At 69.4% G+C, this 15,130-nt stretch carries 13 protein-coding genes; 4 read left to right on the top strand and 9 right to left on the bottom strand.

All coding sequences use genetic code 11. From position 1 onward, the window contains the following. Positions 1–173: 173 nt before the first annotated feature. Positions 174–1,550 carry an aspartate aminotransferase family protein gene (locus EJ903_RS14670; protein ID WP_126616715.1) on the bottom strand — a complete coding sequence of 459 codons (1,377 nt, stop codon included), beginning with the start codon at positions 1,548–1,550 and terminating at the stop codon, positions 174–176. A 13-nt stretch (positions 1,551–1,563) separates the two neighbouring features. Then, the gene (locus tag EJ903_RS14665; protein WP_126616713.1) at positions 1,564–2,466 is read right to left on the bottom strand and encodes a GNAT family N-acetyltransferase; all 903 of its coding nucleotides are present in this window, start codon (positions 2,464–2,466) and stop codon (positions 1,564–1,566) included. Between the two features lie 393 nt (positions 2,467–2,859). On the opposite strand from EJ903_RS14665, the gene EJ903_RS14660 reads away from it, so the two are divergent. Together EJ903_RS14660 and EJ903_RS14655 are read left to right on the top strand one after the other, a co-directional pair. Further along, positions 2,860–3,528, top strand: coding sequence for a haloacid dehalogenase type II (locus tag EJ903_RS14660; RefSeq protein WP_126616711.1), 669 nt, complete (start codon positions 2,860–2,862; stop codon positions 3,526–3,528). A gap of 57 nt (positions 3,529–3,585) precedes the next feature. After that, positions 3,586–4,860, top strand: a complete 1,275-nt coding sequence (locus tag EJ903_RS14655) for an NAD(P)/FAD-dependent oxidoreductase (RefSeq protein WP_126616709.1) — start codon at positions 3,586–3,588, stop codon at positions 4,858–4,860. A 114-nt stretch (positions 4,861–4,974) separates the two neighbouring features. Here the strand turns inward: EJ903_RS14655 and EJ903_RS14650 are convergent, their stop codons facing one another. The 6 genes from EJ903_RS14650 to argE all read right to left on the bottom strand — a co-directional run bounded on the left by EJ903_RS14650 (position 4,975) and on the right by argE (position 11,518). Then, complete coding sequence (locus EJ903_RS14650; RefSeq protein WP_126616707.1) at positions 4,975–6,438, bottom strand: NAD-dependent succinate-semialdehyde dehydrogenase; 1,464 nt, start codon at positions 6,436–6,438, stop codon at positions 4,975–4,977. Between the two features lie 34 nt (positions 6,439–6,472). Further along, positions 6,473–7,516 (bottom strand): tartrate dehydrogenase, encoded by a 1,044-nt coding sequence (locus tag EJ903_RS14645; RefSeq protein WP_126616705.1) that lies wholly within the window; start codon positions 7,514–7,516, stop codon positions 6,473–6,475. A gap of 11 nt (positions 7,517–7,527) precedes the next feature. Next, positions 7,528–8,994, bottom strand: a complete 1,467-nt coding sequence (locus EJ903_RS14640; protein WP_126616703.1) for an aldehyde dehydrogenase family protein — start codon at positions 8,992–8,994, stop codon at positions 7,528–7,530. A gap of 9 nt (positions 8,995–9,003) precedes the next feature. Next, a complete protein-coding gene (locus EJ903_RS14635) occupies positions 9,004–9,357 on the bottom strand; it encodes a cupin domain-containing protein (RefSeq protein ID WP_126616701.1) in 354 nt (117 codons plus the stop codon). Positions 9,358–9,432: 75 nt separating this feature from the next. Then, positions 9,433–10,356, bottom strand: a complete 924-nt coding sequence (locus tag EJ903_RS14630; protein ID WP_126616699.1) for a 2-hydroxyacid dehydrogenase — start codon at positions 10,354–10,356, stop codon at positions 9,433–9,435. Between the two features lie 37 nt (positions 10,357–10,393). Then, on the bottom strand, positions 10,394–11,518 hold the full coding sequence (argE, locus tag EJ903_RS14625) for an acetylornithine deacetylase (RefSeq protein ID WP_126616697.1): 1,125 nt from the start codon (positions 11,516–11,518) through the stop codon (positions 10,394–10,396). A gap of 296 nt (positions 11,519–11,814) precedes the next feature. Between argE and EJ903_RS14620 the strand changes: the two genes are divergently transcribed. After that, entirely contained in the window at positions 11,815–12,735 is a 921-nt protein-coding gene (locus EJ903_RS14620) for a GNAT family N-acetyltransferase (RefSeq protein ID WP_210211446.1), read from the top strand. Between the two features lie 78 nt (positions 12,736–12,813). Continuing rightward, a complete protein-coding gene (locus tag EJ903_RS14615; RefSeq protein ID WP_126616695.1) occupies positions 12,814–13,779 on the top strand; it encodes a DMT family transporter in 966 nt (321 codons plus the stop codon). Here EJ903_RS14615 and EJ903_RS14610 read toward each other — a convergent pair. Next, the gene (locus EJ903_RS14610) at positions 13,758–15,122 is read right to left on the bottom strand and encodes an FGGY-family carbohydrate kinase (RefSeq protein ID WP_126616693.1); all 1,365 of its coding nucleotides are present in this window, start codon (positions 15,120–15,122) and stop codon (positions 13,758–13,760) included. The genes EJ903_RS14615 and EJ903_RS14610 overlap by 22 nt on opposite strands. Between the last annotated feature and the right edge of the window lie 8 nt (positions 15,123–15,130).

Here is a 15,130-nt window from a genome sequence, read left to right as displayed (position 1 = left end):
TGGTTGGTGCCGGGGCCATGGCCCGGCGGGTCTGGAGGTGGTCCGGCGGTCCGGTCTTCTGTTCCGTCCATTGTCGTCCGACGGGTTGGACGTTAGTCTCTAAATCATCCGGGGCGGACGGCAGAAAATACCGGATGCGGGGGCCTGGACGGCATATCGCCGGACTGGCCTCCTCACCGCAGGACGCGGCGCACCTCCGGGTCCTCCAGGGTCTGGTCCAGGGTCCGCGCGGTGCGTTCCAGGATCGCGTCGATGTCGTCGTCGGTGCAGCACAGCGGCGGGGCATAGCCCAGGACGCCGGTGGGAAAGGCGCGGATGACCAGGCCGTTGGTCCAGGCGCGGTCAAAGATGCGCCGGGCCGGTTCGGCGGCGGCGGGCAGGGGCGTTTTGCGCTCCTTGTCCACCACCAACTCCACCGCCGCCAGCATGCCGCGCCCGCGCACGTCGCCGACCAGCGGGTGGTCGCGCAGGGCGTTCAGCCCGGCCATCAGTCGCGCCCCGGCCTTGACGCCATTCTCCAGCAGGCCGCCTTCGTACAGCCGCAGGGCCTCCAGCCCGACCGCCGCGCTGACCGGGTGGGCGGAGTAGGTGTAGCCGTGGCCGACGGCGGCGGACCCGGCGGCGTCGGCGATGGTGTTGTAAACGGCGTCGGACAGGAACACCGCCCCCATCGGCACATAGCCGGAGGTCAGGCCCTTGGCGGCGGTCAGCAGGTCGGGCACCACGCCGTCGTCGGTGCAGGCGAACAGCGGGCCGGTGCGGCCAAAGCCGGTGATGACCTCGTCGGCGACGAACAGGATGCCCAGGCTGCGGCAGCGGTCGGCCATCGCCTTCAGCCAGCCGTCGGGCGGCACCAGCACGCCGCCCGACCCCTGGATCGGCTCGGCGTAGAAGGCGGCGACCCGCTCCGGCCCGCCGATCTCGGCGATCTTGGCGTCGAGGGCGGCCAGCGACGCGGCGATGATCGCCTGCGGATCGCGGCCCACCGGGTTGCGGTAGGCGTAGTGCGACGGAATTTTGTGCTGCCAGTCATAGGGAATGCCGAACCCCGCGTGGAAGGCGGGCAGGGCGGTCAGACCGGCCCCGACGGTGGAGGAGCCGTGATAACCCTGCTCCACCGAAATGAACTGATCGCGGTCGGGCTGGCCCTTGGCCCGCCAGTAATAGCGGATGAAACGGATGGTGCTGTCCACCGCGTCCGATCCGCCCAGGGTGAAATAGACGTGGTTCAGATCGCCGGGCGCGCGTTCGGCCAACGCGGCGGCCAGCCGGATCGCCGGTTCGCTGCCCAGCCCGAAATAGCCGGTCGCGTAGGGCAGAATCTGCAACTGGCGGGTCGCGGCGTCGATCAGGCTTTGTTGGCCATACCCGGCGTTGACGCACCACAGGCCGGCGAAGCCATCCACCAGCGTGTGGCCCGAGGCGTCGGTGACGCTGGCCCCGGAGGCGGAGGCGATCACCCGCACCCCCGCCTGTTCATGACCACGGTAGGAGGCGACGGGGTGCACCAGATGGGCGCGGTCGAGTTCGATCAGGGAATTGCTGAGCATGGTCGTCTCCGGGTCAGCCAAGGGCCTGGCTGGCGAGCGCGTAGGTCATGACGGGGGTTGCGGTGGTGTCGGTCGGGGCGGGCAGCGGGGCCGGGCGGCGCATGGCGATGCCGCCGCCGACATGGCGCAGCCCGCAGTCGGCCAACCAGGGGCCAAGCCCGGTGTCGGCGGTGGTGTCCACCCGCAGGAAGTCGCCCGGATGGGCGGCCAGGAAAAAGGCGATCAGCGCCTTGGCCCCATCGGCGTCGGGGGCGACCACCGGGCCGATGACCTTGCCCCGGCCGAACGCGCGCAGCGCGGCGAAGCCGACGACCGCGCCGTTGCGCCGCAACAGGGCAAAGCGCGCCACCTCGGCGAAGCGGGCGAACAGGGTGCTGCGGTCCGCGCCGAAGGCCTGCCGGTCCAGCGCGGTCAGGCTGGTGGCGATCAAGGCGGGCTGTTCGGCCGGGTCGGCCAGAGCGACATCCTCCGCGCCGGGTTGCGGCACGGAACCGACCGGCCCCTGGTGCTGCACCACGGTCCCGACTTCGCGGAACCCCAGCTTTTCGTAAAGCGGCAGCCCCTCGCGGGTGGCGATCAGGCGCAGGGGCCGGGCACCGGCCAGCGCCATCACGTCGTCCATCAGGCGGCGGCCCAGCCCCCGGCCGCGCATCGATTCATCGACGATCACCATGTTGATGGTGGCCGCACCGTCGCCATAGGGCGTCATCAGCGCGGTGCCGACCACGCGCCGCGCACCGTCGGGACCGGGAGCGTCCACGGCGACCACACCCTGGCTGAGCGACAGGGCCAAGGCCCAATCCGCCAGCCGGTGCGGCCACTGCGCCTGTTGCGACAGGGCGACCGCGCCCGGGAGATGCGTCGGCTCGAAGGCCAGACAGTCAAACGTCACGCTGTCAACGGATTGTGTGCTCATGAGCCGTCCTTTCACCCTCTGTCGTCCAGAGTGGCAGCAAGCGCCCTGGGGCGTGTGTTGAAGGCGGCACCCGGCGCGACATCTTTCACCTTTGCATCGGTGGCCCACCGCATCTTATGCCGTGGGGCCGGTCGCCGACCCGGCCGCAGGTGGGGTTCGGGGTGGTTTGCCGGGCGGGCGGCGGGTCTCACCCCCAACCAAATGCTGAGCGCCCGGACGGAAACGGAAGATTGTGCTTTCACGCCGGGCAATTCGGTCAGGCGGGGCGGTGCGTCGCCGTTAGGATCAAGGGGCACGGGTTGATCGCACCCGGCCCGACCCCGCCCCATCGCGGCCATCTCCGCGTCCCATCTTCGCTTCCCATCTTCGCTTCCCATCTTCAAGGAATCCGCCATGACCCAGTTCCGGCCGAAATACGTCACCTTCGATTGCCACGGCACGCTGATCAATTTCCAGATGGCGGAAGCCGCGCGCGATCTGTACGGCTCGGTTCTTGACGCGGCGCGCATGACGGAGTTCATCAAGAACTTCGCCGCCTATCGTTTTGACGAGATCATGGGCGATTGGAAGCCCTACGCCGAGGTCGTTCACAACTCCCTTGAACGCACCTGCAAGCGCAACAACGTCGCCTTCCGCGAGGAGGACGCGCGCATGGTCTATGAACGGGTGCCGACCTGGGGGCCGCACGCCGACGTTCCGGCGGGGCTGGCGAAGGTGGCCAAGGAGATCCCGCTGGTCATCCTGTCGAACGCGATGACCGCGCAGATCCCCTCGAACGTGGCCAAGCTGGGCGCGCCCTTCCACGCCGTTTACACCGCCGAACAGGCCCAGGCCTACAAGCCGCGCTTCAAGGCGTTCGAATACATGTTCGACATGCTGGGTTGCGGGCCGGACGACATCCTGCATTGCTCCTCCTCCTTCCGCTACGACCTGATGTCGGCCCATGATCTTGGGATCCGCAACAAGGTGTGGGTCAACCGGGGCCATGAACCGGCCAACCCCTTCTACGGCTATGTCGAGATCCCCGACATTTCCGGCCTGCCCGGCGTGGTCGGGCTGTAACCGGCGGATCATTCGCGTCACGCGGCCGCCTCCGGCGGCGAGGAAAGGACCAACGGCATGAAACTCGTCTCCTACTGGCACGACACCGCCCCGGCTTTTGCGGGTGGGGTGGATGGTCCCCTGTCGGGGCATTACGACGTCGCCATCGTCGGCGGGGGCTTCACCGGTCTGGGGGCGGCCCGCCAGTTGGCGAAGGCTGGGGCGCGGGTGATCGTGCTGGAGGCGGGCCGCATCGGGTCCGGGGCCTCCGGGCGCAACGGCGGCCACCTGAACAACGGTCTGGCCCACAGCTTCCTCGCCGCCAAATCCGCGTTGGGGACGGAGCGCGCCATCGCGCTCTACCGCGCGTTCGATGATTCCATCGACACCCTGGAAACGCTGATCGCGGAGGAGGGAATCGCCTGCGATTTCCGCCGGGCGGGCAAGCTGAAGCTGGCTTCCAAGCCCGGCCATTTCGACGCCATCGCCCGCAATTTCGAGGCGGTGAACCGCGAGGTCGATCCCGACACCGCGCTGTTGAGCGCGGCCGATTTGAACGGGGAGGTCGGGTCGCCCTTTCACGGGGCGATGCTGTCGCGCAAAAGCGCGATGATGCACATGGGCCGCTTTGTCGTCGGTCTGGCGGACGCCGCCCAGCGTCATGGTGCCATTCTGGCGGAGGACGCCGCCGTCACCGGCATCACCCGCGCGGGCGGTCGCCACAGCCTGGCCACCGGGCGCGGGACCATCACCGCCAACGAGGTGCTGATCGCCACCGGGGCCTACACCACGCCGAATTTCAGCCATTTCCGCCGCCGAATCATTTCGGTCGGCAGCTTCATCATCGCCACCCGCCCGTTGTCCGACGCCGAAATCGCCTCGGTGGTGCCGGGGAACCGCACCTACGTCACCTCGATGAACATCGGGAACTATTTCCGCCTGTCGCCCGACCGGCGTTTGATCTTCGGTGGGCGCGCGCGCTTTTCCGCCACCTCCGACCAGCGGTCGGACGCCAAGAGCGGGGCGATCCTACGCGCCAGCTTGGCGCGGATCTTCCCGCAGATCGCCAGCGTGGACATTGACTATTGCTGGGGCGGTCTGGTCGACATGACCAGCGACCGTTACCCGCGCGCGGGCCAACAGGACGGGCTGTGGTACGCCATGGGCTATTCCGGCCACGGCGCGCAACTCTCCACCCATCTCGGCATGACCATCGCCGACGCGATGCTGGGCCGGGAAGACCGCAACCCGTTGAAGGGGCTGCCCTGGCCCGCCGTGCCCGGCCATTTCGGCAAGCCCTGGTTCCTGCCGCTGGTCGGGCTGTATTACAAGGCGCTCGACTGCGTGCAGTGACGGAAGAAGGCGCTCGAAACCGGGTTCCGAGCGCCTGTCTTTGTTCGTCGGTACGGAGCCTCCGGCGGGAACGGAACTCGTTCCCGCCGGTTTTTTTTGGCCGCTTTGTCCGCGTCAGCTCAGCCCACCGATGTGGAAGGTTTTCAGTTCCAGATACTCTTCGATGCCGATCTGCGCGCCTTCGCGGCCCAGGCCGGATTGCTTGACGCCGCCGAAGGGGGCGACCTCGGTGGAGATCAGGCCGGTGTTCAGCCCGACCATGCCCGCCTCCAACGCTTCCCCCACCCGCCAGGAGCGGGCGAGATTCTGCGTGTAGAAATAGGCGGCCAGACCGAAGGGCGTGGCGTTGGCGAGCGCGATGGCCTCCGCCTCCGTCTCGAACCGGAAGAGCGGGGCGACCGGGCCGAAGGTTTCCTCATTGGCCAGCAGCATGTCGGTGGTGGCGTTGGTCAGCACCACCGGGGCGACAAACTGCGGCCCGTCCGGGGCCTCCGCCGACGACACGATGGTCGCGCCCTTGGCCACCGCGTTGCTGATGTGGCGGTTGATCTTGTCCACAGCCGCCGCGTTGATCATCGGGCCGATGGCCACACCCGGTTCCAGCCCGGACCCCACCCGCATGGCGTTGACCCGCGCGACCAGCCGGTCGCGGAAGGCGTCGTACACCCCCGCCTGCACCAGGATGCGGTTGGCGCAGACGCAGGTTTGCCCGCCGTTGCGGAATTTGGAGATGATGACTCCCTCCACCGCCTGATCCAGATCGGCGTCGTCAAAGACGATGAAGGGCGCGTTGCCGCCCAGCTCCAAGCTCAGGCGCTTGATGCTGGCGGCGGCCCCGCGCATCAGCAGGGAGCCGACGCGGGTCGATCCGGTGAAGGAGATCTTGCGCACGGTGTCGTTGGCGAGGATCTCCTCGCCGATGGCTTCCGGGCGGCCGGTCAGGATGTTGATGACGCCCGCCGGAATCCCGGCCCGTTCGGCCAGCACCCCCAGCGCCAGCGCCGAATAGGGGGTGAAGTCCGATGGCTTGATGACCACGGTGCAACCGGCGGCCAGCGCCGGGGCCACCTTGCGGGTGATCATGGCGTTGGGAAAGTTCCACGGCGTGATGATGCCGCAGACGCCGACCGGCTCCTTCAGCACGACGATGCGGCGGTCGGGGGTGGGGGATGGGATGGTCCCGCCGCCGATGCGCCGGGCCTCCTCGGCGAACCATTTGACGAAGGACGCGCCGTAACGGATCTCGCCGCGCGCCTCGTCCAGCGGCTTGCCCTGCTCCAGCGTCAGGATGCGGGCCAAATCCTCCAGATGTTCGATCATCAGGGCGTGCCAGCGCTCCAGCAGCGCGGCGCGCTCGGCGTGGGTGCGCTTCCGCCAGGCCGGGAAGGCGTCCGCCGCCGCTGTGATGGCGCTGCGGGCGTCATCGCCGTCCATGTCGGGAACGCTGCCGATCGCGCTTTGGGTCGCCGGGTTCTGGACCGCCATGGTCTGACCGGCGGCCCCGTCGCACCAGCGCCCGCCGATCAGCCCCTGTTCACGGAACAGGGCGGGATCGGTCAAAAGGGAGAGGATGGTCATGCGTGTGGGTTCCCTGTTGCGGGGTGGGGTGCGGTCAGGACAGGGCCGACAGCACGGCGGCGGTGATGACGTCGGTGCGGTCCTTGCCGGGGACGGTCCCGACGCCGCGCGCGGTGGTCGCGCTCAGCGCGGCCATCACTTGGTCGGCGGCGGCCTTTTCCCCCAGATGCTCCAGCATCATGGCACCGGACCAGATGGCGGCGATGGGGTTGGCGATGCCGAGATGGGCGATGTCGGGGGCGGAGCCGTGCACCGGCTCGAACATCGACGGGGCGTTGCGGCTGGGGTTGAGGTTGGCCGAGGCGGCAAAGCCCAAGCCGCCCTGGATCGCCGCGCCCAGATCGGTCAGGATGTCGCCGAACAGGTTGGAGGCCACCACCACGTCCAGGCTGTCCGGGTTCGTCACCATGCGCGCGGCCATGGCGTCGACGTGATAGCTCGTCACCTCGACGTCGGGGTGTTCGGCGGCCAGTTGGCGGGTGATCTCGTCCCAGAAGACCATCGAATGCTTCTGCGCGTTCGATTTGGTGACGGAGGCGAGCTTGCCGCGCCGGGCGCGGGCCTGGGCGAAGGCGAAGCGCAGGATGCGTTCCACCCCCATGCGGGTGAAGATGCCGGTTTCCACCGCCACCTCTTGCGCCGTGCCTTGATGGACGCGGCCACCGGCCCCGGCATACTCGCCCTCGGTGTTCTCGCGCACGCACAGGATGTCGAAGCCGCCGCGCCGCAACGGCCCCTCCACCCCCGGCAACAGCCGGTGCGGGCGGACGTTGGCGTATTGGTCGAACGCCTTGCGGATCGGCAACAGCAGCCCGTGCAGCGACACCGAATCCGGCACCTCCGCCGGCCAACCAACCGCCCCCAGCAAGATGGCGTCGAAGCGGCGCAGCGTGTCGATGCCGTCGGCGGGCATCATCGCGCCGGTGTCCTTGTAATGGGCGCAGGACCAGGGCAGGGCGGTTCCCTCCAGCGCGAAGCCGGATCCCTTGGCCACGGTCTGCAACACCTCCCACGCGGAATCGATCACCGCGTGCCCGATGCCGTCGCCCTTGATGATCGCAATGGAATGGGTCTTCATCTCTCGCCTCTTCACAGGCCGATCAGCACGCTTTTGCTGCGGCGGTTGGACAGATACGCCTCGCGCCCCAGATCCTTGCCGATGCCGGAGCGTTTGTAGCCGCCGGTCGGCAGGATGTGGTCGCGGGACCGGCCATAGCGGTTGACCCAGACCGTCCCGGCGGGAAGCCGCCGGGTCAGGCGCAGCGCGCGCGACAGGTCGCGGGTGTAGAGACCGGCGGCCAGCCCGTAGGTGGGATGGTCGGCGAGCGCCATCGCCTCCTCCTCCGCATCAAACCGCTGCACGGTCAGGACCGGGCCAAAAATCTCCTCCATCACGGCGGGGGAGGTCTGATCGACGCCGTCAAGCAGCGTGGGCGCGTAGAAATAGCCATCGCCGTCCATCGGCCCGCCGCCGGTCAGGCACTCCACCGAACCGGTGAGCGAGGCCGAGACGATGGCGTGGATGCGGTCGCGCTGCCGTTCGGAGATGATCGGGGAATAACGCGTGTCGGCGTTCCAGGTCGGGCCGGGGCGGACGGCGCGCATGTGGCCCACAATCCGCTCCAGCAGCGCGTCGGCCACCGACCGTTCCACCAGCAGGCGCGACCCGGCGACGCAGGCTTGCCCGGCGTTGGACAGCACGCTGGTGGCGATGGCGGCGGCGGCCTTGTCCAGATCGGCGTCGGCGAAGACGATTTGCGGGCTTTTGCCGCCCAGCTCCAGCGTCATCGGTTTGACCCCGGTCCGCGCGATGTCGGCCATGATCGCCGATCCCGCCGCCGTCGATCCGGTGAAGCTGACCTTGGCGATGCCGGGATGGCGGGTGATGGCCGCCCCGGTGGTCGGGCCGTCGCCCAAGACGATGTTGATCAGACCGGCGGGCAAACCGGCTTTCACCGCCAGTTGCGCCAGCAGCACGGTGGAGAAGGGCGTCATTTCCGACGGCTTCAGCACCACGGCGTTGCCCGCCGCCAGCGCCGGGCCAAGCTTCCAGCCCGCCATCGACAGCGGAAAATTCCACGGCGTGATCGCGCCGACGACGCCATACGGCTCCGTCATCACCAAACCGAGGCTGCCGTCGTCGGTGGGGGCGAGGTCGCCACCCTCCTTGTCGGCGAATTCGGCGAAGAAGCGGATCTGTTCGGCTGTGACCGCGACGTCCCCGGCGACGAGCTGGCCGACCGGGCGGGTGGAGGACAGCGCCTCCACCTTCGCCAGGGTTTCGGCCTCCGCCTCGATCAGGGTGGCCCAGCGGTGCAGGATGTTGGTGCGCTCGCGCGGGCGCAGGTTGCCCCAGTTGCTGGTCTTCAGGGCGGCCTGCGCGGTGGCCACCGCCTCGTCCACGAGATCGGCGGAGGCCACCGGGCAGTCGGCGTAAGCCCGACCGTCGGACGGACGGCGCATCCGCAGCCCTTCGCCCGACGCTGGAATCAGGCGGTCGCCGATCCAATGGCCGATGGGCAGCGGCAGGCGATCCGGGTCAAAGGTCAGGCTCATGACGCGTCCTCAGGTGATGGTGACGTAGATCTTGCGGACCGTCTCGATGGTCTTCCAGACGCCGACGAAGCCCGGCTTCATGACGAAGCTGTCACCCGCGCGGTAGACCACCGGCTCGCCGCCATCCGGGGTGATTTCGACGACGCCCGCCAGGATGTGGCAGAATTCAAAGGTTTCGCCCTTGATCGAGCGGGTTTCGCCCGGGGTGGCTTCCCACACGCCGGTCAGGATCGTGTCGTTCTTGGCGGCGTCCTGCGCCCAGGTCTTGAAGGCGGGCGACCCGGCGATCAGCCGTTCCGGCAGCGGGCCGGATTCGCGCGGGGCGAAGGTCGGGTTCGGATCGATGGTCTTGAGCAGCGACATGGGAAAGCCTTTGGTCAGAAGCGGCGGGGCCGCGTGGAAAACACGGTGAAGGGGCAAAGACGGGACCGGACGGCGTCAGTAGCCGCGTTGCCGGTCGACCAGCCCGACCGGATCCAGCCCGGCGCGGTGGCGGCGCAGATTGGCTATGACCGCCTGGGCGGCGCTGTCGGGCTGGGTGACGCTGGCGATGTGCGGGGTCAGCAGGATGGCGGGATGAGACCAGAAAGGATGATCGGACGGCAGCGGTTCCGGGTCGGTCACATCGACCACCGCGCCGGAGAGATGGCCGCTGTCGAGCGCGTCCAGCAGGGCGGCGTGGTCCAATTGCGGCCCGCGCCCGGTGTGGACCAGCGCGGCCCCCTTGGGCAGCTTGGCCAGCAGCGCCGCGTCGAGGAATCCGCGCGTGTCCGGCGTCAATGGCAGCAGCACGATCAGGATGTCCGTCCCGGCCAGCATCGCGTCCAGCCCGTCCGCGCCATGGTGGCAGGTCACGCCGTCCAACTGGCGTGGTGAGCGGCTCCACCCCGCCAGCGGGAAGCCGAAGGGCTTCAGCCGCTCCAACACCGCCTGACCCAGCACCCCCAACCCCAGCACGCCGACCCGGCGCTGGGCCGCCTGCGGCTGCGGCAGGGCGCGCCAAACGCCTTGGGCCTGCTGCGCGCGGTAGGCCGGGATCTGGCGGTGCAGCGACAGCACGGCCATGGTGGCGTATTCCTGCATCATGCGGACGATGCCGTCCTCCACCATGCGGACGACCTTCACATGGTCGGGCAGGGCGGCCATGGTGAATTGGTCCACCCCGGCCCCGATGGAAAAGACCATCTCCAGATTGCGGTAACGGGCCAGAGTGTCCGGGATCGTCCAGGTGATGAGGTAGCGCACCGCGTCGGGATCGACGCCGACCGGATCCATGGAAAAGGGAATCTCGGGAAGCTCGCGGGCGAAAGCTTGGGCGAAGATCGCGCCGCGCGCGGCGTCCGAATGGAACAGGAAGGTCATGCGCGGTCCTTGATGGTTCCGGTTGGATGGCTCGGGATCAGAGACGGCAGCGGGCCGCCAGCGCCTCGATCATCGATTGGCAGGCGTGCAACTCATCGAGGCGGATGTGTTCGTTGGGGCGGTGCGCGCGGGAAATGTCGCCGGGGCCGCAGATGATCGCGTCCATCCCGGCGGTCTGGTACAGCCCGGCTTCGGTCCCATAGCTGACGGCGGCCAAGGGTTCCTGCCCCGTCAACTCCTCCAGCAACCGGGCGAGCGGGGAGCGGGCGGGCAGGGACAGGGCGGGGTAGGAACTCGTCTCCGTCCAATCGACGGCGAAGCCCTGCGCCTCCAACCGTTCGGCGGCCTGCCGCACTGGCTCCAGCAGGGTGGAGGGGTTGACCCCGGCGATGGCGCGGGCCTCGAACTCGGCGGTGCAGTGATCGGGGATGATGTTGACCGCCCGGCCGCCCTGAAGCGTGCCGACCTGCAAGGAGGAGTAGGGCGGCTCGAACACGGAATCCATCGGGCCATGGGTCAGCCGTTCGGCCTGGACCACGGCGGCGGTCAGCGCGTCGGTCATCGCGTGGATGGCGTTCAACCCCTGGTCGGGGCGGGAGGAATGGCCCGCCCGGCCCCGGATGGTCAGGCGGGCCGCCGCCTTGCCCTTGTGGGCGCGGATGGCGCGCAGGCCGCTCGGCTCGCCAACGATGACGCCCATCGGCGGGGCGCAGGCGCTGGGCAGATGCGGCAGAAGATGCGGCGCGCCCTGGCACCCGGCCTCCTCATCATAGGTGAAGGCGAAATGGATGGGCCGGGCGAGCGGGGCGGCGGTGATCGCGGGCAGGGCGGCCAGCGCCGCCGCAATGAACCCCTTCATGTCCGAGGTGCCGCGCCCGTAAAAGCAATCGCCGTCGGCGCGCATCTGGAACGGGTCGCTGGTCCATTCGGGTTCGGTGGCGGGGACCACGTCCATATGACCGGACAGGACATAGCCCGGAACCATCGCCGGGCCGATGGTGGCGAACAGGTTGAAACGGTCGCCCTCCGGCCCCGGCAGCACCCGCACCCGCGCCCCGGCGGCGTTCAGGATCGCGCGGATCGTTTCGACGATGGCGGCGTTGGGGGTCCCGACGACGGAGGGAACGGCGATCAGATCCTTCAGGATGGCGATCACGGTCATGACAGCGGTCCCTCCCCCCACGACGCGCGGCGGGCGTCGGGGGTGTCTGTGGTGTGGTGGTTGCGTGGGATGAGGCCGGGGCTGTGCCGGTCCCGACGTCACGATCTTAGCGTCCGGACGCTCAATTCCATGCTGAATGCACCGGCGATTTGGAGGATTGTTGTGCAGGCCCGGCGTTCTGCGGTGATTTGTGCGGTGGATGCGCCGCTACCATCAGGGACGGCTTTGGGGTGGTTGATGGTCCGCGAACGCGCGGCCCGAACGCGCGGTCGCCGAACGAAGGGCAGGAGGACGCGGTGAGCGAACACAGCTTTGCGGGCGACGAGGCGTTGCCGGAGTCGCGGACGGTGGACGCCTACGACGTGCGGATCGCCGACATCGCCGACATCGACCTGGACCGCCTGCAAGCGCTGTCGATTTCGGTCGGCTGGCCGCATCGGGCGGAGGATTGGCAGTTCACCCGCGAGGTCGGGCACGGCTATGTTGCCCTGGACGAGATCGACCGGGTGCTGGGATCGGCCATGTGGTTTCCCCATGGCGATGATTTCGCCACCATCGGCATGGTCATCACCTCGCCCCGGCTGCAAGCGCTGGGGGTGGGGGAATGGCTGATGAAACGGGTGCTGGCCGCGTCCGCCGGGCGCAATTACCGCCTCAGCGCCACCCGCGCGGCGCTGGCGCTGTACCGCTCGCTCGGCTTCCAGCCCAACCGCACCGTGTTCCAATGCCAGGGCGAGGCGCGGCGGTCGGACCCACCGGCGGCGAACGCGCCGTCGGTCCGTCGCTTGGAGGCCACGGACCTCGCGGCGGTGACGGCGCTCGACGCGCGCGCCTTCGGCACCGCGCGCACCGGCCTGATCGCGCGGCTGTTCGCCCAGTCGGTCGGCTATGGTGTGGAGCGTGATGGCGCGCTGGTTGCCTTTTCCCTGTGCCGTCCCTTTGGGCGCGGGCATGTGGTCGGTCCCGTGGTCGCCGGGTTGGACGAGGACGCGGTCGCCGTCGTCAGCCCGCATGTGGACGCGCATGACGGCGCGTTCCTGCGCCTGGACACCCACCTGGACGAGGGGGCGTTTCCGCTGTTCCTCGCCCGGTCGGGCCTGCGCATTCATGACACGGTGCTGACCATGTCGCTGGGGAGCGCGCCCTTGCTGAACCCGGACGCGCGCGGCCCGGATTGCCCCGTCACCTACGCCCTGGCGACGCAAGCGCTGGGATAACCGGGCGCTGGGACAGCCGGGCGATTCCGACGTTTCGGAACGTCATCAAACGCATCATCACAAAAGGAAACGCCGATCATGCCGGTCCCCTCAGCGGAACCGTCGGAGGGCGGCAGCGGAGCCGCGTTCCGGCTCGCCTCCGCCGGATTGTTCGTCGTGATGTCGCTGTTCATCCGGATGGCGACGGTGGATGTGCCGATCGGGCAGATCGTCTTTTACCGCTGCGCGCTCGCCCTGCCGCCGATCATCCTGTACCTGATCTGGCGCGGGCAGTTCCCGCAGGCCCTGAAAACCCGGCAGCCAATGGGCCACATCAAGCGCAACCTGTTCGGCGGGGTGGCGATGGTGCTGTCCTTCGTCTCGCTCGCCTATCTGCCCTTGGCGCTCGCCACGGCGCTGGGGTTCCTCGCCCCGTTGCTGGCCGTGCCGGTGGCGATGGTCGCCCTGCGTGAACGGCCGGGAGCCTTGGTGATCGGGGCGGCGCTGGCGGGGTTCGGCGGGGTTGCCTTGATGCTCGCCCCGGCTTTCGAAGGACCGACCCTGGACCACGACACCCTGATCGGGGTGGCCGCCGGTCTGGCGATGTCGGTGTGCACCGCCGCCGGGCGGGTGCAGATCAAGGCGCTGACGGCGACCGACGCGCCGGGAACCATCGCCTTTTACTTCGCCGCCCTGTGCGCGCTGGGCGGCTTGGCAAGCTGGCCCTTCGGCTGGAGCGAAACCAGCTGGCCCACGTTGGCCGCCCTGTTTGCGGCGGGCATCGCCGGTGGTCTGGCCCACATCACCATGATCGAAGGGATGGCGCGGGCGTCGGTGTCCACCCAGGCCCCGTTCGATTACACCGCGCTGGTCTGGGCGCTGGCGTTCGACGCGCTGATCTTCGGCCTGCTGCCGAACCCGCTCAGCCTGATCGGCGCGCTGGTGATCGCCGCCTCCGCCATGGTGATTCCGTTTGCGGATTGGCGGGCGGCGCGGTCATCCGGAACGGCGAAGCACCCGACCCGTCCACACGCTCACCCAAATCAGGAACAATCGGACGCGTAACCTGTCAACCGGGCGGCGAGGGCAGGGTCTGGGGGTTCCATGCGATGATCCGGCGGGGCCGCCGCCGGGGCGGTGGGGGGCAGGGCCAGCCGGGCCGCTCCGGCGCTGGTTCCGGTGGCGCTGGGGGAGGCGGCGACCGGGCGTCCCGTCCGTGCGGCCAGGGCGCGCAGGAACAGGCGGTTGCGGGCGAACGGCCCCTCGACGATGGTCGGGCCGTCGGCGCGCAACGTGTCGAGCATCGCCGCCGTGGTCAGGGCGCAACGCAGGCTGGCCGCCGCCGCCCGTTCGCCCGGCGTCAGGCTGGCCGGGTCGTGGCTCCAGCGGTCCGGCGCGCCGTCGGGGGTGTGGACGGTGATGGCGTCGGTCAACACCCGGTCCAGATCGGCGTCGCTGGGCGCGGTGGGGTCGCGGTTGGTCAGCCGGTCGTACACCCGCCCGCCCATGAAACGGGCGGAGGGAACCGGGCGGCCCAGCGCGTCCACATTCGCCAGCGCGTCGCGGGCCGGATCCAGCCCGGCCAGCGACCCGCCGACCGCCAGCGCGATGATCCAGGTGCCGGTCGACACCACCGACAGCGGGGCCGGGCGGGCCAGAATGTGCGGCAGCAGCGAGGCGTTGGAGTCGTGGATGCCGCAATGGACCGGGATCGGCCCCAGCCCGACCCGCGCGGCGATCTCCGGCCGCAGCGGCCCCAGCGCGTCGAAGGCGGAGCGCAGCGGCGGGAACAGGCCGCGCCAGCCCGCGCGGTCCACCAGAGCGGACAAGCCGCCCTTGGCCGGTTCCCACAGATCGGTGTGGCAGCCGAGCGAGGTTGCCTCGCTCGCCGCCACGCCGCTCAACCGCCACGCCCAGTATTGCGGGTAGGTCAGGATGTGGCGGGCTTTGGCGAAGGCGTCGGGGAAGCGGCGCTGCAACCAGAACACTTGCCGCCCCAAATTCAAACCGCCGGGCAGCGGCGGCGATCCGCTGTCGGCAAAGGCCGGGCGCAGCCGGTCATAGTCCGGCGTGGTGTCGTCCGGCAGCGGGCTTTCGTAATCCAGGATCGGCAGGACGAGGCCGTCACCATCCACATCTCCATCCACCAGGGCGGCGGCGGCCCCGTGGGTGGTGATCGACAGCGCGTCCACCCGGCCCTGCGCGGCGGCACGGGCCAGCCCATCCAGCAGAAAGGCCCACAGCCCGTCGGCGTCGGCGTGGGGATAGGGGCCGTCGGTCAACACCCGGTTGGGCTGGCTGGCGACGACGCGGTCGGTGCGCTCCGCCAGATCATGCACCACCAGCTTGGCGTTGGTCTTGCCGATGTCGACGACGGCGATGAAGCGGGGCGACGGGTGGGGGAACATGCGGAACG

It is taken from the genome of Azospirillum griseum (assembly GCF_003966125.1).
GTDB lineage: Bacteria > Pseudomonadota > Alphaproteobacteria > Azospirillales > Azospirillaceae > Azospirillum > Azospirillum griseum.
This window is presented reverse-complemented; position numbering and strand designations above follow the sequence as displayed.